This is a genomic window from Streptomyces sp. NRRL S-340 (assembly GCF_000720185.1).
Lineage (GTDB): Bacteria > Actinomycetota > Actinomycetes > Streptomycetales > Streptomycetaceae > Streptomyces.
The window spans coordinates 274,039-294,125 of the sequence record NZ_JOIY01000010.1 but is presented as its reverse complement, the minus strand read 5'-3'; the positions used below and the strand labels follow the sequence as shown (position 1 = coordinate 294,125).

The window sequence follows — 20,087 nt, the reverse complement described above, 5'->3', positions numbered from 1 at the left end:
ACGATGGGCACCAGCTCCGGAATGACCTGGCAGCAGCTTCGCGACCTCAAGCTGTCGGAGCTAACCGACGCCGCCGACGGCTGGGCCGGGACCTCCAACTTCGCCGACCACGCCCGCGAAAGCGTTGAGGGTGACATGACCGGCAAGCTCACCAAGACCCAGGACAGCGAGTCCGCACGCTCGGCCGTCAAGCGACTGAAGCGCCTCAGCGAGAACTACCGCTACATCCACACCGAGACCGGCCTCATCCGGGGCACACTCGACGGCCTGGCCGCCGAACTCGGCTCCCCGCAAAGGCGGTTGCGCGACGCCCTCGATGACGCCGCCAATCTCGGGTACACCGTCAACGACAACGGCAGCATCGAATATCCGGCCGACGGCGCGGTCCCCGGCGGTTCGGTTATGGGCGACAACGGGCTCATCGGCGTGGGAAACCCCGGCCTGTACCGGGACGGGAATGGTATGTACGACCCTGCTCTCGGACCGGATGCGCCCGTTCTGAAGAGCCCAAATCCGCAGCGTGCCAAGGCTCAAGACATCGCTGACCGCATAGCCACAGCTCTGCGGGAAGCCTGTGACATCGACGAGCGGTACAGCTCGGCGCTCGACAAGCTCAAGGCGGCACCTGGTCTCACAGTCGACATCAAGACGTGGGCGAATGTGGGGTCGGACGTCGACGCAGTCAGCGGCGCAGCGGAGAAGTACTTGGGTAAGGAGATCCCCTTCGACAAGTCGCCCGCTGAGCGCAAGGAGTGGTGGGATCACCTCAGCAAAGAGCAGCGCGAGGAGTACGTTGCTGCGTTTCCCGAGGTGGTGGGAAGCCTGGACGGCGTCCCCGCCCTGGCCCGCGATGAGGCTAACCGCGAGAACATCCAGCTGTTGATCGCCCAGCTGGAAGGACGGGATGACGCGAAGTCCCGGTCGCAACTGGAGGGCATGAAAGAGATTCAGCGCAAGCTCCTGGAGCACGATCCAAAAATGCCTCCCATGTACCTGTTGGGGATCGGCACAGAAGGCAACGGTCGGGCGATCGTGGCCTACGGGAATCCGGACACCGCCAAGAACGTCTCCACCTACGTCCCCGGTCTCAACACATCGTTGGACGCAGGCTTCGCTGGAGGCGACCTCAAACGGGCCAGCGATATCGCCATTGACGCCCAGTCGTTTGATGCATCAAGCGCCTCGATCGCATGGCTCGGCTACGATGCCCCGCAGGCAGGATTTGATAGCAACTTGCCGCAGAATGTTAGCAATTTCGACGTCATGGGGGCAGATAAGGCCGAATCCGGAGCCACCAACTATAATCAGTTCATGGCCGGAATCTCCGCCACAAACGACCACGCAGACCCACACATCACAGCAGTTGGCCACTCTTACGGGTCATTCACCGTCGGTCAGGCCGCTCAACGCCACGGCGGCATCCCGGGTGTCGACGACATCGTCCTCGTGGGCAGCCCCGGCACAGGTGCGGATCACGCACAGGACCTGAACGTCGGCAAGAATCACGTGTTCGTCGGTGCGGCAGACAATGATCTCGTGACCAAACTGCCCTCAAAGGCAGAGGCCGTCGCCCTGCTGGGAGGGCCCATCCCCTCCTACCTTGCTGATCCGTCAGGCGATCAGTTGTGGTTCGGGACGGATCCTGCGAGCCACGAGTTCGGAGCAAACCGCTTTGCGGTTGACGACGGGCCTGCTCCGATCATCGCGGGCCAAGGTGTCACCCCGGCCCACTCCGACTACTTTAACGTCAATGACGACGGCGGGTCTCGACGACCATCCGAGTCGGAGCGTAATATCGCATTGGTCGTGTCCGGAAATTCGGGGGAAATTAGCCGGGAGCAACCACGGTGAAAAAAGTACGTATCATTCATTTGATCGCTATCGCCACCTGCTTCGTAGCCTCGGCGTGTGGCGCAAGCGGAGACTCTTCGGGGGGAACCGTGAAAGAACACCAGAACACCTCTGCGAAGATCACCATGCAGGAGGCGGCCGAGCAGCAGGACGGTATGCTCGACGCGACACTGGACGCCATCAAGCCCGAGGTTCACTGGACGCACGGCGCGACCACAACGGGAACCTGCGATGTGACACGGCGCCGGGTGGTCATGACGATCGTCTCCGAGGAGCGCCGTGGAAATCTCCTCGGCGTGGTGCAGCGTTCGTGGGAGCAGCGCGGATACACGATCAAGTCGGTCAACAAGAGTCGCAAGTTTCCAGCGATCTTCGCCGAGACGAAGGACGGCTTCGGGATCTCCGTGAGCGTGGGAGGGGACGGACAGTTCACCTTCTCCGCCGATTCTCCCTGCGTAAAACATTCAGACGTCGCCGAACCGACCACCTCACCGAACGGCCCTGATTACAAATATCCGATCCCTCGGCCCAACGTCCGCTCCGACTTCTGGTCATCGGACAAGCCGATTGCTGCGAGTTCTCCCAGCGCGAGCTGAGATTCCCGAGGGGCCGTGACCGGCGCCGAGGTTTACGATTTGCGCGAGGTGATGAGTAACCTGAAGCAGATCATCACCGTGGATGTAAATTCACGCTGCTATCGGGCGCCGAAGGGTACGGACATCTCTGCTGAGAGGTAGCGCTGCTCCTCACAGGTCGCCGGATCTTAAGATCGGACGAAGGCCTTGACAGGCGTGGCCGCGGCTGGCCTCGCCGTGTCCCTTCTTACCGCAGGACGCGCCGACGACCTCGGCCGCAGGCCGACCACTCGCGCGGTCGGGGAGGCCCGCTGAACTTCTTCGTCACTGCCAGGCAGTCACGTGAACCGCCGGCGGCGGCGCGTGGTGAGTCCTCGTCGGGTGGTACTTCGCCGGGTTGCGGATGACGTCGGTGATCCGTTCCACGCGGGTGTCGCGAGCCTCTACAACTACGGTCAGCACACGGACAGCCGCTGACGTGGTCGACTGCTCCACCCCTCGGCTCTCCGGCCACCACCCGCTGCGGGGGCGCGGACGCCTGTTCCTGACCTCCTGACCTCGCGACCCGCCGCTTCGCGCTGCCCCCCGCCCGAGGGGAACCTCAAGGGTTCGGTGCACGTACTCTTGATAAGTAAGGACCACTCTCACGAAGGACTGAACGACACTGGGCAAGCGACAGCCCGAAGGCCCGCCGCCCGCACCCGCGGTGCAGCGCATCCGACTGCGCTACACCAAGCGCGGCCGCCTCCGGTTCACCAGCCACCGTGACTTCCAGCGCGCCTTCGAGCGTGCGCTGCGCCGCGCCGAGGTGCCGATGGCGTACTCGGCGGGGTTCACCCCGCACCCCAAGGTGTCCTACGCCAATGCCGCACCCACCGGCACGGGCAGTGAGGCGGAGTACCTGGAGATCGCGCTCACCGCGTCCCGCGACCCGGAGCGGCTGCGCGGCCTCCTCGACGAGTCGATGCCCGCCGGGCTGGACATCGTCGAGGCGGTCGAGGCCCGCACGCCGGGGCTCGCCGACCGGCTGACGGCTTCCGTGTGGGAGCTGCGGCTGGACGGCGTCGACCCGGCCGAGGCGGACCGTGCGGTCGCCGCCTTCAACGGCGCCGGGAGCGTCGAGGTACAGCGCATGACCAAGAACGGCACGCGCACCTTCGACGCCCGTCCCGCGGTCGTGAGTCTGGAGAGCGTCGAAACGCACGGTTCGGCGGCTGATAGGCCGACCGACCAGCCCTGTGCGATACTGCGGCTGGTTGTTCGGCACGTGACGCCTGCCGTACGACCCGACGACGTCCTGTCCGGTCTCCGCGCCGTGGCCGACCTGGCGCCGCCGGTCCCCGCAGCGGTGACCAGGCTGGCGCAGGGGCTGCTCGATGAAGAGACCGGCACGGTGACCGACCCGCTCGCGCCCGACCGCGAGGCAGACCCGGCCGCCCCGGCCGCTTCATCAGGGGCCGCCGACGCTGCCGCCGCGAAGGCGCCCGCTTAGGGAAGGTTCCGTAGGGACGGACGTCGAAGCGCCGCCCTCGTACTCGGGAGCCACCTGGGTCGGGCAGCGCACCGACCAGAAGACTTTCGCCAGGCCGTACGCGACAAGAGCGTACGGAACCGGCGAGACAGGACACAGAGAGCTCCCGTGCGGCGCCCGCGCCCCGGACGGCGGCCATCGCGCAACCGCGAGGCCGCGGACGTCAACGGTGTCCGATCGATGCGATCGGACACCGGACCAGGCGCGGCGCCCGGGAGCCTGACGGGAGATTCGCCCGCATGCTCGAACCGACCGAACCCACCCAGGGTTCCGAAGAACTGAACACCCCCAGCGACACCCTGCCGCCGCGTCGTCGGCGCCGTGCCGCATCCCGCCCGGCGGGCCCGCCGGCCGCCGGCTCCGAGGCCCCGGCCGAGATCACCGCCTCCGCCGCGGCGCCGGCCGAGGCCGCCGCGCTCGCGGAGCAGGCGGAGGATGCCGCCGCAGGGACCGGCGTCGTGGACGCGGAGCCCGAGGCGCCGGCCGCGCCCGCGCGCCGTACCCGCCGCCGGGCCTCCGCGCCCACCGGGGCGCCCAAGGCCGCCCGGGCAGCCGCGGAGGCCGAGACGGTCGTACCGGTGGCCGCCGAGGCGTCGGCCGAGGCCATTGCCCCGGCCGTCGACGAGACGTCCGCCGGGACCGTGGAGAGCGGCGAGGCCGCCGCCCCGCGCCGTACCCGCCGCCGTGCCACGCGCGGCGCATCCGCGCCCGCCGGTGCCCCGGAGGCAGCGGAGACCACGGAGGCCGTGCAGGCCGCCGAGGAGACCGCCCCCGCCGCCGCGGAGGCGGTCGCCGAGACGCCCGCACCCGCCCGGCGCACCCGGCGCCGCGCGTCCGCCGCCGGTGCGCCGCAGGCCGCCGCGTCCGAGGCCCCTGCCGCTGCCGCGGAGCCCGCGGCCGACGCCGCGGGTGCGGCGCCCGTCGAGGCCGTCGAGGAGGCCGCCCCGCAGCGGACCCGCCGCCGCGCCACTCGCCGTGTGTCGGCCCCGGCCGGTACGCCCGAGGGCGGTACGGACGAGACCGTGTCCGAGGCGCAGGCCCAGGCCCCGGCCGCCGAGGCCGCCGCCGAGGAGGACGCCGTTCCGCAGCGCACCCGCCGCCGCGCCACTCGCCGTGCGGCGACAGCCGCCGCCGAGACGCCCGCCGCCGAGACGCCCGTGACCGAAGAGCCGGCGGCCGAGCCCGCGCCCGTCGCCGTCCCCGCCGAGGAGGACGCCGCCCCGCAGCGGACCCGCCGCCGCGCCACCCGCCGTGTGTCGGCGCCCGCCGCCGAGGTGAGCGAGCCGGTCGCCGAGGCCCCCGCCGCCGAGCCCGCACAGGCTCCCGCCGCCGAGCCCGAGCCCGCGGAGGAGGCCGCGCCGCGCCGTGGCCGTCGCCGGGTCGTGCGGCGTGCCGCGACCGGGTTCGCCGAGCCCGCCGCGCAGGCCGCCGCCGGGGACGCGGAGGAGGCGCCGCGCAAGCCCGCCCGCCCCGCCGTCGCCGTCTTCCAGCAGCCCGTCTTCGCCGAGCCGAAGTTCCAGACCCCGCAGCGGGCCGCCGCCGAGGCCGCCGCGGAGGCCGTCCCCGACGAGGAGCCCGACGAGTCCGCGGTGGCCGAGGCGCCGCCGGCGGAGAAGGCCGCGCAGCCCGAGCCGGCCGAGCAGGCCGGATCGCGGCGCCGCCGCCGTCGCCGGGGCGCCGGGGACGACGAGGAGCCCGAGCCCCAGGCAGTGCGGACCCCGCAGGCCGTCACCGCCGCCGAGGACGAGGCGGAGGAGGCCGAGGAGCCGGCCGAGGACGCCGCTGACGGCGACGACGGCGAGGAGTCCGGTTCCCGCCGCCGCCGTCGCCGGGGCGGCCGCCGCCGCCGCCGTGGCGAGTCCGCGGAGGCCGGTGGTGACGAGGAGCCGGAGGAGAGCGGGGACCTCGCCGCCGCGCAGGCCGCGCAGGACGCCGAGGACACCGCAGAGCAGGTCGAGGAGGACGCCGAGGAGGGCGACGAGGGCGACGAGGACGAGGAGCACGCGGGGACCGCGGGTTCCGGCGGCAACAGCAGCAGCCGTCGCCGCCGCCGCAGGCGCCGTCGGGCCGGGGACGGCGGCCCGGAGGCCGAGTCGTCCGCCGACGACCCCGAGCGCACCGTCGTCAAGGTCCGCGAGCCGCGCGGCAAGAAGGACGAGCGGCCCGGTGACGGCACGGACGAGGTGCAGTCCATCAAGGGCTCGACCCGCCTGGAGGCGAAGAAGCAGCGCCGCAGGGAAGGCCGTGAGCAGGGCCGCCGCCGCGTCCCGATCATCACCGAGGCCGAGTTCCTGGCCCGCCGCGAGGCCGTCGAGCGCGTGATGGTCGTGCGGCAGAACGGCGACCGTACGCAGATCGGCGTCCTGGAGGACGGCGTGCTCGTCGAGCACTACGTCAACAAGGAGCAGTCGACCTCGTACGTCGGCAACGTCTACCTCGGCAAGGTGCAGAACGTCCTGCCGTCGATGGAGGCCGCCTTCATCGACATCGGCAAGGGCCGCAACGCCGTGCTGTACGCGGGCGAGGTCAACTTCGAGGCGCTCGGCATGTCGGGCGGCCCGCGCCGCATCGAGTCCGCGCTGAAGTCCGGGCAGTCCGTGCTGGTGCAGGTCACCAAGGACCCGATCGGACACAAGGGCGCCCGTCTGACCAGCCAGGTCTCCCTGCCGGGCCGCTACCTCGTGTACGTCCCCGAGGGCTCGATGACCGGCATCAGCCGCAAGCTGCCCGACACCGAGCGGGCCCGGCTGAAGACCATCCTCAAGAAGATCGTCCCCGAGGACGCGGGCGTCATCGTGCGCACCGCCGCCGAGGGCGCCAGCGAGGACGAGCTGCGCCGCGACGTCGAGCGGCTGCAGGCGCAGTGGGAGGAGATCCAGAAGAAGGCCAGGAACGGCGGCGGCAGCGCGCCGACGCTGCTGTACGGCGAGCCGGACATGACCGTCCGCGTCGTGCGCGACATCTTCAACGAGGACTTCACCAAGGTCGTCGTCAGCGGTGACGAGGCCTGGGAGACCGTCCACGGCTACGTCTCGCACGTCGCGCCCGACCTCGCCCCGCGCCTGTCGCGCTGGACGAGCGAGGTGGACGTCTTCGCCACGTACCGGATCGACGAGCAGCTCGCCAAGGCGCTGGACCGCAAGGTCTGGCTGCCCAGCGGCGGCTCCCTGGTGATCGACCGGACCGAGGCGATGGTCGTCATCGACGTCAACACCGGCAAGTTCACCGGCCAGGGCGGCAACCTGGAGGAGACGGTCACCAGGAACAACCTGGAGGCGGCCGAGGAGATCGTGCGCCAGCTCAGGCTGCGCGACCTCGGCGGCATCATCGTGATCGACTTCATCGACATGGTCCTGGAGTCCAACCGCGACCTGGTGCTGCGCCGCCTGCTGGAGTGCCTGGGCCGGGACCGCACGAAGCACCAGGTGGCCGAGGTGACCTCGCTGGGCCTGGTGCAGATGACCCGCAAGCGGGTCGGCCAGGGTCTGCTGGAGTCCTTCTCCGAGACCTGCGTCCACTGCAACGGGCGCGGTGTCATCGTCCACCTGGAGCAGCCGTCGGCGGGCGGCGCGGGCGGCGGCAAGCGCCGCAAGCGCGCCCGTGCCGGTGCCGAGCAGCCGCACGAGCACGAGCACGAGGCCGTGGCGGCCCAGGTCGCCGTGCCGACCGCCGAGGAGGAGGCGGAGGCCGAGTCCGAGGCCGTCGCCGAGGCCGTGGAGGCCCCCGCGGTCTCCGAGCCGGTCGCACTGCCCGCGTTCGAGATGTCTCCGGACGAGGAGCTGTACAGCTCCGTCGCCGAGGCGGAGGCCGCGGCCTCCCGGGGCCGTGGCAGGCGCCGGGCGAGCCGGCGGGCGTCCGCTCCGGCGGGCGCACCGAAGGCCTCGGCCGACGGGGCGGCCCCGGCCGCGCCCGCCGCCGCGACGGCGCAGGACGTGACCGCCGCGCAGGAGGCCGTGCGTCCGGTGCGGCCGGAGCCCGCCGAGCAGGCGCAGGCCGAGCCCGTGGCCGCCGAGGACCCGGTGGTCCCGGCCGCACCGGCGGCCGAGGCCTCGGTCGCCGACGAGGCCGCGCCGAAGGGCCGTACCCGCCGCCGCGCGACCCGCAGGGCGTCGGCACCGGCCGGTTCCCCGCAGGGCGCCGAGGCGGCCGTGGTGACGGTCCCGGAGACCGCGCCCGAGGCGCAGCAGGCCTCGGCCGGGACGCCGGTGGCCGAGCCGGTGGAGCAGGCGGAGCAGGCGGAGCCCGAGGCTCCGGCCGAGGTGCCGGCCGAGGCGGCGGCTCCGGCCCGTCCGCGCCGTCGCGCCGTGCGCAAGGCCACCGCGCCGACCGCGTCCGAGGAGGCGGCCGTCGTGGTCGTCCCGTCGGGCCAGGCCGGTACGGACACGCCTGCCGAGGAGGCCGCCGCCCCCGAGGCGGAGGACGTTGCCGAGGAGGCCGCTCCGGCCAAGAAGACGGCCCGCAAGGTCGCCAAGAAGGCCACGGCGAAGAAGGCCGCGACCAAGAAGACGGCGGCCAAGAAGACCGCCGCGAAGAAGGCGACGGCCAAGAAGGCGGCGAAGACCGCCAAGACGGCCACCGCCGCGAAGAAGACGGCCGCGAAGAAGACGGCGTCCGCGCCGGCCTCCACGGCGGCCGACGAGAGCTGAGCCGCACCCGCGGTCCGGGCCGGTCCACGGACCTGCCCGGACCGCGGGCCGCTCGGACCCGCGCACGGGAGCCGCACCGCGACCACCGGGGTCGCGCGTGACCCCGGGGCGGGGAAGCGTCTCCTGCCGCCACCCCCGGCCCGGGGGCGGCGGTACGCGGCCCGCGGGGCTGGTTCCGCTTCCCGGACGCACGCGGTTCGGCTCCCACGGCCGGCCCGTCCCTGCGACCGGACCCGGACGAGGGGGACCCCATGCCGGGTGGGACGGCCGCGGCCGTGCGGCCCGGTCCCTCGGCCGTGGACAGTCGCGCATCCGTGGGGCCGGGCCCGGTTTGACCCCTTCGGGGGTGGGACCGTAATCTTGACCGTCGGCGTGCCGACTGAGCACGTCACATCCCCGTAAACCTCTTCCTCCCGGGCACTGGGCTGGCCGGGAGAGGTCGTCCGCAGTGCGGGCGGCTGGCCTGCGGGGGTGCCGTTTCCCGAGCGAGAGAGTGAGATCCGCGTGTACGCCATCGTGCGCAGCGGTGGTCGCCAGCACAAGGTTGCTGTCGGCGACATCGTTGAGGTTGACAAGATTTCCACTGCCAAGGTTGGCGACACGGTCGAGCTCTCGACCCTGCTCGTTGTCGACGGCGACGCTGTGACCAGCGACCCGTGGGTGCTGGCCGGCATCAAGGTCCAGGCTGAGGTCGTGGACCACCACAAGGGGCAGAAGATCGACATTCTGCGCTACAAGAACAAGACCGGCTACCGCCGTCGTCAGGGCCACCGCCAGCAGTACACGGCGATCAAGGTCACTGAGATCCCCGCGGCTGCGAAGTAAGGGACTGAGGAGACATGGCACACAAGAAGGGCGCATCGTCCACCCGGAACGGTCGCGACTCGAATGCCCAGCGGCTCGGCGTGAAGCGCTTCGGCGGTCAGGTCGTGAACGCCGGTGAGATCATCGTCCGCCAGCGCGGCACCCACTTCCACCCCGGTGCGGGCGTCGGCCGCGGCGGCGACGACACGCTGTTCGCGCTGCAGCCCGGTGCGGTGGAGTTCGGTACCCACCGTGGCCGCAAGGTCGTGAACATCGTTCCGGTCGCCTGACCGGAGACTTTCGCGAGGCGGACCTCACTTCCCGGTCGGGAAGGCGGGTCCGCCTTTCGCGTGTTACGTAAGAGACATTCCCGTAAGTTCTGGAGGCACGAACCATGACCACCTTCGTGGACCGCGTCGAGCTGCACGTCGCCGCGGGTAACGGGGGCCACGGCTGTGCCTCCGTGCACCGTGAGAAGTTCAAGCCGCTGGGCGGCCCCGACGGCGGCAACGGAGGCCGCGGCGGCGACGTGATCCTCACCGTCGACCAGTCCGTGACCACGCTGCTCGAGTACCACCACTCCCCGCACCGCAAGGCCACCAACGGCAAGCCCGGCGAGGGCGGCAACCGTTCCGGCAAGGACGGCGAGGACCTGGTCCTGCCGGTGCCGGACGGCACGGTCGTCCTCGACAAGGCGGGCAACGTACTGGCCGACCTGGTCGGTCACGGCACCTCGTACGTCGCAGCGCAAGGCGGCCGGGGCGGCCTCGGCAACGCGGCGCTGGCGAGCGCCCGCCGCAAGGCGCCCGGGTTCGCGCTGCTCGGCGAGCCGGGGGACCTCCAGGACATCGTCCTGGAGCTGAAGACCGTCGCCGACGTGGCGCTGGTCGGCTACCCGAGCGCCGGCAAGTCGTCGCTGATCTCGGTGCTCAGCGCGGCCAAGCCGAAGATCGCGGACTACCCGTTCACGACCCTGGTGCCCAACCTCGGCGTGGTGACGGCCGGATCCACCGTCTACACCGTCGCCGACGTGCCCGGTCTGATCCCCGGCGCCAGCCAGGGCAAGGGCCTCGGCCTGGAGTTCCTGCGGCACGTGGAGCGGTGCAGCGTGCTGGTGCACGTGCTGGACACCGCGACCCTGGAGTCGGACCGCGACCCGGTCTCCGACCTCGACATCATCGAGGAGGAGCTGCGGCAGTACGGCGGCCTGGGCGACCGGCCGCGCATCGTCGTCCTGAACAAGATCGACGTGCCCGACGGCAAGGATCTCGCCGACATGGTCCGGCCGGACCTGGAGGCGCGCGGCTACCGCGTCTTCGAGGTGTCGGCGGTGGCGCACATGGGCCTGAAGGAGCTGTCGTACGCGCTGGCCGAGCTGGTCGCCAGGGCGCGTGTGGCGCGGCCCAAGGAGGAGGCGACGCGGATCGTCATCCGGCCGAAGGCCGTCGACGAGGCCGGGTTCACGGTCACCCGCGAGGACGAGGGCCTGTTCCGCGTGCGCGGCGAGAAGCCCGAACGCTGGGTGCGCCAGACCGACTTCAACAACGACGAGGCCGTGGGCTACCTGGCCGACCGGCTCAACCGCCTCGGCGTCGAGGAGCAGTTGCTCAAGGCGGGCGCCCGCAACGGTGACGGCGTGGCGATCGGCCCCGAGGACAACGCGGTCGTCTTCGACTGGGAGCCCTCGGTGATGGCGGGCGCGGAGATGCTCGGCCGCCGTGGCGAGGACCACCGTTTCGAGGCACCCCGCCCGGCCGCGCAGCGCCGCCGCGACCGGCAGGCCGAGCGCGACGACTCCGAGCGCGAGTACGACGACTTCGAGCCGTTCTGACCTGCATGTCCCCGCTGGGTCCGGGAGCCGCGAGCGCTCCCGGACGCGGCGGGGGCATGCCCGGTTCCCGGCTGTGATTTATGTCAACACTCGTAGCCGATTGGCCCGGTATGCCGCATTTGCTGGCGGTTGCGGTTGTGGCACGGCCATGCGGACGTGGGGTAAACACACTGCATACTTGTCTCGCCGTGTTTTTACCGGATCACCTAGTGGGGGCGCGCCGTTCACCCAGCCGTTCCCGTCGGAGGAGCTCCCGCAGTGCGAAACCCTGAAGCCTCCCGGTTGGTTGGCGTGTACCGCCGCGCGGTGCCGGTCGGCGCGCGGCGAGTGATCGCCGAGCACGTGGGGACCGACTTCCGCGAGCAGCTCAAGTCGGGGATCGCCGCCGCGGCCGAGGTGCGCAACCAGGTCAAGCGGGTGCGGGTGGTCCGGCGCCACCGGTCGCTGCTGGCACGGCACGACAGGACCGTCGTCAGCGTCGACGGGACACCGCGCATCGCCCACGTCGTCCCCGGTATCACGCCGCTCGAGGCCCGCCGGGCCAACCTCGACGAGGTGGCCGCCGCGCTGCGCGGCGCGGGCGTCGAGTACTTCTGCGTGCGCTCGGACTCCGAGACCTCCGCCGCGCTCGCCGTGCGGCGCGAGGACCGCGAGCGGGTGCTCACCGCACTGCGCCAGGCCTGCCGGGTCCGTCCCGGGTACGTGGTCCCGGTCCGCGGCCGCCAGGTCCAGGAGGAGTCGGCGCTGCCCGGCTACGGCGCGGGTCCCTGGAAGCGGGTCGCCGGCGCCGACGTCTTCCGGTGCACCTGGTATCTCACCGACCAGACGGGCCGCCTGGTGCTGGGCCTGCGCTACGGCTGCGACATCGAGTTCTGGCGGGAGGAGGGCGGCGAACTGGTCTCCCCCCGGCGCAACGTCGTCGCCGAGGCCGTCCCGGTCCACGAGGCGTCCGTCGAGGCCGACGAGAGCCTGTTCACCGAACTCGCCCCGCTGCCCGCCGAGCAGGAGCAGCGGGAGCAGGAGCCGGTGCGCGTGCCGACCCGCCCGGCCTTCGCCGCGGCCGCCGTCGGACGGCGTACGTTCCCCATCGACGTGGTGTACACGTGGGTGGACGGCTCCGACCCGGACTGGGTGCGCCGGCGGGCCGCCTTCTCCGACCGGCCCTACCACGAGGAGGCGGCCAACGCGGCCCGCTACCTCAGCCGCGACGAGCTGCGCTACTCGCTGCGCTCGCTCCACCTGTACGCGCCCTGGGTGCGCAACATCTACCTGGTGACCGCCGACCAGACGCCTCAGTGGCTGAACACCGACCACCCGCGGATCAAGGTCGTCAGCCACAAGGAGATCTTCAAGGACCCCGACGCGCTGCCGACCTTCAACTCGCACGCGATCGAGAGCCAGCTGCACCACATCGAGGGTCTCTCCGAGCACTTCCTGTACTTCAACGACGACGTGATGCTCGGCCAGGAGGTGCTCCCGCAGCACTTCTTCCTGCCCAACGGGCTCGGCAAGTTCTACCTCTCGCCCGCCCTCGTCCCCTTCGGCGAGCCCTCCCCGGACGACCCGCCGGTGGCGGCGGCCGGGAAGAACAACCGCAGGCTCATCGCCGAGCGCTTCGGCGACAACATCTTCCGCAAGATGAAGCACGTGCCGCACGCGCTGCACCGCGGGGTGCTGGACGAGATCGAGCGGGAGTTCCCCGAGGAGCACCGGCGCACCGCCGCCAGCCGGTTCCGCAGCGTCGACGACATCTCGGTCGCCTCGTCCCTGCACCACTACTACGCCTTCCACACCCAGCGTTCCTTCTCCGGTGAAGGACTCGTGTACCGCTACTGCGACGTGGGCAAACCCGGTGTCGAGCGCGTGCTCGGGCGGCTGCTCGCGCAGCGTGACGCGCACGTGTTCTGCCTGAACGACACGACGTCCACGGAGGCCGAACTGGGCCGCCAGCAGGCCCTGATGGGCCGCTTCCTCGACGAGTACTTCCCGTACCCCAGCCCCTACGAGCGTGGTGCAGACAACCGATGAGACAACTCCCTACCCCGCACAAGGTGATGCGCAAGGGGTACGACGTGGTGCGCTCGGCACGGTCGCGACTGGACAGTCTCGTCCTGGTCCCGCCGAGCGCCGACGACTGGCCGCGGGTCACCGCCGAGCACCTCTCCCTGCTCGACGGCCGGACGCTGAACTTCTGCGTCCGCGTGCCCGGCGAGGTGACCGCCTCGTCCGCCTCCCTGCTGCTGGGCGGATCCTCCACCCCCGTGGTGATCCCGCTGACGCTCGTCCAGCGCAGTGACGGACAGGTCGAGGCACAGGGCACCGCCGTCCTCGACCTGCTGGAGGCGGACGCCGACGCCCACCCGCCGGTGCCCGCCGGGGTACGCAGGTTCCTGCTGGGGTCCGGCCAGTGGCGGCTGTCAGTCGTCTTCACCGACGCCGCCGGCACCGAACGCCGCTTCGCGGTGGCCAAGGCGCCCCGGCTGATGCCGGACGGCCCCACCGTCCCCGAGCCGGTGCGCCCGGACGGCACCTACTGCCGTCTGATCGCCTCCGGCACCGGACGCGCGTACGTCTCCGTGGGCAGGGACGACGCCGAGGCGGAGATCCTGGCCGTGAAGATCGGCTGGTCCGAGGTGACGCTGGAGGGCCGGCTCGTCAACGCGCCGGCCGAGGAGTGCAGCGGCGACGTCGAACTCGTCCGCCGCAGCGGCAAGGCGGCCCGGGTCGTCCCGGCCACCTGGCACGGCGACGTCTTCGTCTGCTCGCTCACCGTGGCCGACTTCGGCGACCTCGGCACCAAGGAGCAGATCTTCGACGTACGGCTCCAGCGCCCGCGCCGCCGGGCGCTGAAGATCTCCCGGCAGCGCACCGACGTACGCAGCCCCGGGGACGTCTTCCGGATGCCGCACCGGCTGCTGACCGCCGACGACGACTCCGTGCTCAGGATCAACCCGTATTACACGCCCATCGGCAGCCTCGCCTTCCGAGCGGCCCACCTCCCCTCTGGATGTTGACACCAATGAAGATCACGTTTCTGCTCACCTGGGGCGACGAGATGGGCGGCACGGAGCAGGCCGTCTACACCCAGGCGACGCACCTGGCGCCCCGGCACACCGTCGAGGTGCTCAGCGTCTTCAAGACCCGTGAGCGCCCCTTCTTCTCCGTGGACGAGCGGGTCCCCGTGCGCTACCTGGTGGACCGCACGGGCAAGACCGAGCGCCCGGTGCGCGACAGCGACATCGGCGCCGAGGAGTGCCGCCGGCTGGCCGGGCTGCCCAGCGACCTGATCAGCCCCAAGTGGGAGGCGACCTTCGACGCCCTCTCCGACGTCGAGATGAACCGCGCCCTGCGCACCCTCGACACCGACATCCTCATCACCACCTCCCCGGCGCTGATGTCCGCCGTCGCCGACCTGGTGCCCTCCCGGGTGATCACCATCCACCAGGAGCACCGGCCCTCGCAGCTGCGCGGCGGCACCGGTGAACCGCTGCTGCTGCGGGCCCCGGAGATCGACGCGCTGGTCGTGCTGACCGAGCGCACCAAGCAGTGGCTGGAGGAGTCGCTCGGCAAGGCCGCCCCGCGCCTGGCGGCCATCCCGAACGCCATCCCCGAGGGCTTCCGCCCCCGCTCCAGCCTCACCGGCAAGAGCATCGTCATGCCCCGCCGGCTCGTGCCCGACAAGCAGGTCGACCACGCCATCCAGGCGTTCGCCAAGGCGCTGCCCGAGCACCCCGGCTGGCGGCTGCGCATCTTCGGCGACGGCCCGCAGATGTCCCGGCTGCGCAACATGGTCCAGGGCCTCGGTCTGCACGACTCCGTGGAGATCCTCGGCCCCAGCCAGCACATGACCGAGGAATGGGCCAAGGCCAGCCTCACCATGCTCCCCTCGCAGGACGGCGAGGCGTTCCCGCTGGTGCTCCTGGAGGCCTTCGCCGCGGGCGTCCCGGCGGTGGCGTACGACATCGTCACCGGTCCCGCCGAGATCATCCGGCACGGGGTGGACGGGCTGCTCGTGGCGCCCAACGACATAGAGGGCCTCTCCGAGGCGATCTCCCGTCTGATGGGCGACGAGGAACTGCTGCGTTCCTACGGCGAGAAGGCCCACGAGGGCTCCGCGCGCTTCGCCGCCGACGTGATCGTCAAGCAGTGGGAGGAGCTGTTCACCGAGCTGCTCTACCGCCGCGACGACCCGCAGCGCATGGCGCAGCGCGCCGACCGCATGGCCCATCGCGTCGCGCACGGCGGGGCCGGCCGCTTCCACGCCGCGGTCGCCGCCGACCGCACCGCGCCCTCGTCGGGCGACCAGCGCGCCCGTGAGCTGGTGATCGGCGCGTCCAACCGCTCCCTGGTACGGGCCAGCGGCCGGCTCTCCGAGGTCCACGACGACCTCCAGGGCACCGACATAGTGCAGCGGAACTTCGAGACCGTCGTCGCCGCGCTGGAGAAGCACGGCATCCCCTACGTGCTGGTGCGCGACCGGGAGGACAGCCCGCGCCGGCGCCTGGCGGTGGACACCGTCCACCAGGCGGCCGTCCGCAAGGCCCTGGCCACCGACTACGAGGGCAAGGCGGTCTACGCCGAACTCCTCAAGCCCCGCACGCACGCGCCCGGCGTCCTGCTCGCCGAGCGCCTGGAGGCCGCCGGAGAGGTGGCCGGGCTGCGGGTCTTCCGTCCCGTGGTGACCTCCAGCCGCACGCTGCGCTTCGGCCCCGCCTACGGCTGCGACGTGGAGTTCTGGCGCCAGGTCCCGGAGGAGGAGGGCGGCGACGGCCAGTTCGTCGCGCCGCTGCGCGCCAGCGCCGTCGGCCCGAAGCTGCCGTCGCTGACCGCGGACGCCCGCCTGCGCGTGCGCGACCGGGAGTACCCGACGCTGGAGCCGTTCACCAAGCAGCTGGTCAGCGACATCACCTTCCCGGTGGACGTCGTCTACACCTGGGTCGACGACTCGGACCCCAGCTGGCAGGAGCGGCGGGCGCGGCGGCGCGCGGAACTCGGCTTCGCCGCCGAGGCCTCCGGCTCCGGTGACGAGGCCGCGCGCTTCCGCAACCGGGACGAACTGCGGTACTCGCTGCGCTCCCTGGCGATGTTCGCGCCCTGGGTGCGCAAGATCTACCTGGTCACCGACGACCAGACCCCGCAGTGGCTGAACACCGAGCACCCGGACATCGAGGTGGTGTCGCACCGCGACATCTTCACCGACCCGTCCTGCCTGCCGACGTTCAACTCGCACGCCATCGAGAGCCAGTTGCACCACATCGACGGGCTGTCCGAGCACTTCCTGTACATGAACGACGACGTGTTCATCGGCAGGCCGCTCAACCCGCAGAAGTTCTTCCAGGCCAACGGCACCAGCCGTTTCTACTGGACGCCCACCACCGTGCCGATCGGGGATCCGGCCGAGACGGACGAGGGCTACTTCGCCGCGGCGAAGAACAACCGCAAGCTGCTCGAGGAGCGCTTCGGGGTGACCGTGGCGAACAGCTTCGCGCACGCCCCGCACCCGCTGCGCAGGAGTGTCCTGGAGAGCATCGAGGCGGACTTCCCCGAGAGCGTGGCCCGCACCGCCGCCAACCCGATGCGCGGCTGGCAGGACATCTCGATGGTCTCCTCGCTGCACCACCACTACGGCTTCCTGACGGGCAGCGCGGTGCCGAGCAGCATCCGCTGCGCCTACATCGACGTGGGCACCTACTCCCGTCACCCGGAGCTGACGCGTCTGCTCGCCATCCGCGGCCACGACGCGTTCTGCCTGGGCGAGTCGCAGGACGCGGAGGTCCCCGACCAGGAGCAGGCCCGCATCATCAGCTCGTTCCTGCGCGCCTACTTCCCGGTGAAGAGCCCGTACGAGCTCTGATCCGGCAGGACACGGAAAGGGGGGCTTCCCCGGCACCGAGTGCCGGGGAAGCCCCCCTTCCGCTGTGTCGCGCGGTGCTAGCGGACCACGTAGCCGAAGCGGCCGCCGGCCGCCGGCAGACCGCCCTTGCCGGGCTGGTACGTGGTGATGGCCGCGTTGGAACCGCCCGCGGTCACGTTGGACAGCGGCAGGGCGTAGACCGTGCCGTAGCTGCCCGGGCCGTAGGGCATGCCCAGGTACAGCTGGGTGCCGCTGTAGTGGATGCTCTGGCCGAGGTGCTGGTCGGCACCGGCCGGACCCGGGATGCCGGAGGTGCCGGCCTCGATCCAGCGGTTGTTCGCGCCGGGCGAGCCGAGCAGCGAGAAGGTGGTGATGGCACCGGCCTTCGCGGTGGTGCCGATGGCCTCGTCGGTGATGCCGACGGCCAGCTTCATCGTCGCCGTGGTGCTCACCGCGCGCGGCGCGGTGTTCACGGCGGCCACGGCGGTGCCGAAGTGGTCACCGGCCTCGGCGGTGCCCGGCACGGTGTCCGTGCTGGTGCCGGACGAGTACGAGTTCAGCTGGCTGTAGGTACCGGCCGCGGTGACGCGGAAGGTCTGCACCATGCCGGCGTCGGTCTTGTTGACGCCGTCGATGTCCAGGTCCTCGCCCGGCACGCCGACCGCGATGATCGACTCGTTGGCGGTGGCCGCGCCCGAGGGGCGGTAGGCGACCATGGCCAGCGACTTGCCGAACTGGTCGCCCGGCTCGGCGCCGCCGGAGACGGTGTCCAGGTCCTGGTCGAGGCCGAACAGCGGGGTGGGCCGCTTCTCGGAGTTCAGCTGGTGCGAGAAGACCGCCACGTTGCCGGCGCCGGCGTCGGTGCCGATCGTCTCGTTCGAGGCGGAGACGGCGATGTGGTTGGCGTCGGCCGCGACCGCGCCGCCGAAGCCGTCGTTCGCCTCCACGGCGCCGGGCACGCCGGTGCTGTCCTGGCTGATGGCGATGTTGGTGTCGCCGTGCACGTAGAAGATCATGCCCGCCTTGGCGACGCTGCCGATGGCCTCGCCCGGGGAGCCGATCACGACGAACGGCTCGCCCGCGGCGGTGACGCCGGCCGCGACGGACTGGCCGGTGCGGTCACCGGCCTCCGCGGTGGACGACTTGAAGGAGCCGGTGCCCGAGCCCTGCTCGAAGTGGGTGTCCTTCAGGGAGCCGGTGCCGATGCCGGCCGGGGCGCCGTAGAGGATGTCGACCATGCCTGCGTCGGCGGCGGTGCCGAGGTCCTCGGAGGGGGTGCCGACGACCAGGTCGGTGCAGCCGTCCTCGTTGTAGTCGACGGTGTCCATGGCCTCGCCGAACCAGTCGCCGGCCTCGGAGCCGCCGGGCACCCAGTCGAGGTCCTGGTTGATCTCGGCGGTGCCCTTGCCGCCGCCGTAGACGATGCGGACGACACCCGCGCCGTCCTTGCCGGCCACGGCCGCCTTCGGGTCGGCGATGGCGACGTCCTCGACGCCGTCGCAGTTGAAGTCGGTGATGCGCGCGGCACCGGTCTTGGAGCTCACCCAGGAGGCGAGGTCGTCGACGCGGGTGGTGACACCGCCGGTACGGGTCTCGGTCGCGTCGATGCCGAAGCAACCGCCCTGGTAGGAGCGGCTGTTGAGGGCCACGAGCTGGGTGGTGCCGCTGCTCGTGCGCACCACGGGACCGCCGCTGTCGCCCATGCAGGCGGCGGCGCCGTCCTTGCCGGTGACCGCGGCCGTGGTGGCGTCGGCGGAGTCCACGGTCAGCGCGCCGCTGTGCAGCTTCAGGGGCGCCCACTCGGTCTTGCTGCGCCCGTAGCCGGCGAACTTCAGCTCCTCACCGGCGGCGGGCGCGGTGGTGGCCAGGGCGATGGGGGCGACGTTGGTGACCGGGCGGTTCAGCCGGGCCAGGACCACGTCGCGGTCGGTGCGGGGCACCAGTTCGACGATCTCGCGCACGGCACCGTCGGTGCCGCTCAGGTCGGCACGGCCGATGGTCGCGGTCGTCTTCACCTTCGGCTTGCCGGCGGGCACGGTGAGGTCCGTGGCGGGGTTGTCGGCGAAGCAGCTGGCCGCGGTGAGCAGCCATTCGGTGTCGACCAGGACGCCGGAGCAGCCGTGGTCGTGGTCGCCGACGATGACCTGCGCGGTGGGGGCGAAGGAGGCGTCGGTGACCGGGTTGCCGGTGACGGCGGACGCGGGCGCGGCGCACACGGCCAGGGGGCCCGCGAGGACCGCGGTGGCGAGTGCGGCGAGACGCACGTGTCTGGAATGTGGCATGAAGAAAGTCCTTGAGCTTGTGATCCGTGAGGCCGGTGCGGCCGCGCGGAGGAGGGGGGCGGACGGCGGAGGGCCCGGGGTTACTTGGAGGTGCGGATCTCCACGAGCATGTGCTCCCGGCCCTGCGGGTCAGCGCTCTCGCCGACCGCGGTCCAGGTGTTCTTGGCGACGTCGAAGCTCTTCTGCTCCGAGTCGACGGTCATGTCCACCTGGGCCGCGTAGTCGTTGCCCCGGACGGCGTAGACGGAGGGGATCTCCATCGTCAGCCAGCCGGTGTTCCCGGTGACCTGGAAGCAGATCTTGTCCTTGCTGCGGGCCCAGACCTCGAGGAAGCCGGTGCCGCTCGCGCAGTCGGCGAGCGTGATGTGCCCGTCGCCCCGCTTGAGGACGATGTTCTTCTCCGCGAGGATCTTGTCCGCGCCCGGGTAGTTGAAGTCCTCCACGGCGTAGCCGGGGGCCTCGCCGGCGACGGAGGTGACCGAGTCGGCCGTGACGTCCTTGGCGGCGGAGGTACCGCCCGTCAGTGCCGTGAACGCCAGGGCGCCCGCGGCCGCGGCGGCCAGAACGGTGCCGGCGATCCTTCTCTGGTACGGCTTCGCCATTACGGCACGTGCCTTCATCACAGTCCTCACTCGTCGGCCTCCGGATCGGATGGTCCGGAGCGCGTTTCATGCAGTCGTGTGAAGGCAGCCGGAAGTGACGCGCAGTGCCCC

The 20,087-nt window shown here is 71.5% G+C and carries 12 protein-coding genes; 10 read left to right on the top strand and 2 right to left on the bottom strand.

Features of this window, described 5'->3' with window-relative positions:
- The first annotated feature begins 3 nt into the window (after positions 1–3).
- From IG64_RS10780 to IG64_RS10735, 10 genes are all read left to right on the top strand, one after another.
- Complete coding sequence (locus tag IG64_RS10780; protein WP_037854446.1) at positions 4–1,851, top strand: alpha/beta hydrolase; 1,848 nt, start codon at positions 4–6, stop codon at positions 1,849–1,851.
- Between the two features lie 89 nt (positions 1,852–1,940).
- Entirely contained in the window at positions 1,941–2,447 is a 507-nt protein-coding gene (locus tag IG64_RS10775) for a hypothetical protein (RefSeq protein ID WP_420709906.1), read from the top strand.
- A gap of 685 nt (positions 2,448–3,132) precedes the next feature.
- Positions 3,133–3,918, top strand: coding sequence for a TIGR03936 family radical SAM-associated protein (locus IG64_RS10770; protein ID WP_037854444.1), 786 nt, complete (start codon positions 3,133–3,135; stop codon positions 3,916–3,918).
- Positions 3,919–4,196: 278 nt separating this feature from the next.
- Positions 4,197–8,603 carry an Rne/Rng family ribonuclease gene (locus IG64_RS10765; RefSeq protein ID WP_037854443.1) on the top strand — a complete coding sequence of 1,469 codons (4,407 nt, stop codon included), beginning with the start codon at positions 4,197–4,199 and terminating at the stop codon, positions 8,601–8,603.
- Positions 8,604–9,107: 504 nt separating this feature from the next.
- Positions 9,108–9,428 (top strand): 50S ribosomal protein L21, encoded by a 321-nt coding sequence (gene rplU / locus IG64_RS10760; RefSeq protein WP_004931419.1) that lies wholly within the window; start codon positions 9,108–9,110, stop codon positions 9,426–9,428.
- 14 nt (positions 9,429–9,442) lie between these two features.
- Positions 9,443–9,697: a 50S ribosomal protein L27 gene (gene rpmA / locus IG64_RS10755; protein ID WP_037854440.1), complete on the top strand. Its 255-nt coding sequence runs from the start codon at positions 9,443–9,445 to the stop codon at positions 9,695–9,697.
- Between the two features lie 104 nt (positions 9,698–9,801).
- The gene (gene obgE / locus IG64_RS10750; RefSeq protein ID WP_037854439.1) at positions 9,802–11,238 is read left to right on the top strand and encodes a GTPase ObgE; all 1,437 of its coding nucleotides are present in this window, start codon (positions 9,802–9,804) and stop codon (positions 11,236–11,238) included.
- 258 nt (positions 11,239–11,496) lie between these two features.
- Entirely contained in the window at positions 11,497–13,266 is a 1,770-nt protein-coding gene (locus IG64_RS10745) for a stealth family protein (protein ID WP_037854438.1), read from the top strand.
- Positions 13,263–14,252, top strand: a complete 990-nt coding sequence (locus IG64_RS10740; protein ID WP_107474218.1) for a hypothetical protein — start codon at positions 13,263–13,265, stop codon at positions 14,250–14,252. Before IG64_RS10745 ends, IG64_RS10740 begins: the two co-directional genes overlap by 4 nt.
- Positions 14,253–14,257: 5 nt before the next feature.
- Positions 14,258–17,092 (top strand): stealth conserved region 3 domain-containing protein, encoded by a 2,835-nt coding sequence (locus IG64_RS10735; protein WP_037854434.1) that lies wholly within the window; start codon positions 14,258–14,260, stop codon positions 17,090–17,092.
- 77 nt (positions 17,093–17,169) lie between these two features.
- On the opposite strand, the gene IG64_RS10730 is transcribed toward IG64_RS10735, so the two are convergent.
- Both IG64_RS10730 and IG64_RS10725 read right to left on the bottom strand, forming a co-directional pair.
- Positions 17,170–19,374 carry a S1 family peptidase gene (locus tag IG64_RS10730; protein ID WP_037854431.1) on the bottom strand — a complete coding sequence of 735 codons (2,205 nt, stop codon included), beginning with the start codon at positions 19,372–19,374 and terminating at the stop codon, positions 17,170–17,172.
- Between the two features lie 80 nt (positions 19,375–19,454).
- Positions 19,455–19,976, bottom strand: a complete 522-nt coding sequence (locus IG64_RS10725; RefSeq protein WP_199811563.1) for a hypothetical protein — start codon at positions 19,974–19,976, stop codon at positions 19,455–19,457.
- Between the last annotated feature and the right edge of the window lie 111 nt (positions 19,977–20,087).

Bases quoted from the DNA above. Each gene is read 5' to 3' on its own strand.
- IG64_RS10725 (WP_199811563.1), bottom strand. From the start codon at position 19,976: ATGGCGAAGCCGTACCAGAGAAGGATCGCCGGCACCGTTCTGGCCGCC.
- rpmA (WP_037854440.1), top strand. From the start codon at position 9,443: ATGGCACACAAGAAGGGCGCATCGTCCACCCGGAACGGTCGCGACTCG.
- IG64_RS10765 (WP_037854443.1), top strand. From the start codon at position 4,197: ATGCTCGAACCGACCGAACCCACCCAGGGTTCCGAAGAACTGAACACC.
- IG64_RS10740 (WP_107474218.1), top strand. From the start codon at position 13,263: ATGAGACAACTCCCTACCCCGCACAAGGTGATGCGCAAGGGGTACGAC.
- IG64_RS10735 (WP_037854434.1), top strand. From the start codon at position 14,258: ATGAAGATCACGTTTCTGCTCACCTGGGGCGACGAGATGGGCGGCACG.
- IG64_RS10730 (WP_037854431.1), bottom strand. From the start codon at position 19,374: ATGCCACATTCCAGACACGTGCGTCTCGCCGCACTCGCCACCGCGGTC.
- obgE (WP_037854439.1), top strand. From the start codon at position 9,802: ATGACCACCTTCGTGGACCGCGTCGAGCTGCACGTCGCCGCGGGTAAC.
- IG64_RS10780 (WP_037854446.1), top strand. From the start codon at position 4: ATGGGCACCAGCTCCGGAATGACCTGGCAGCAGCTTCGCGACCTCAAG.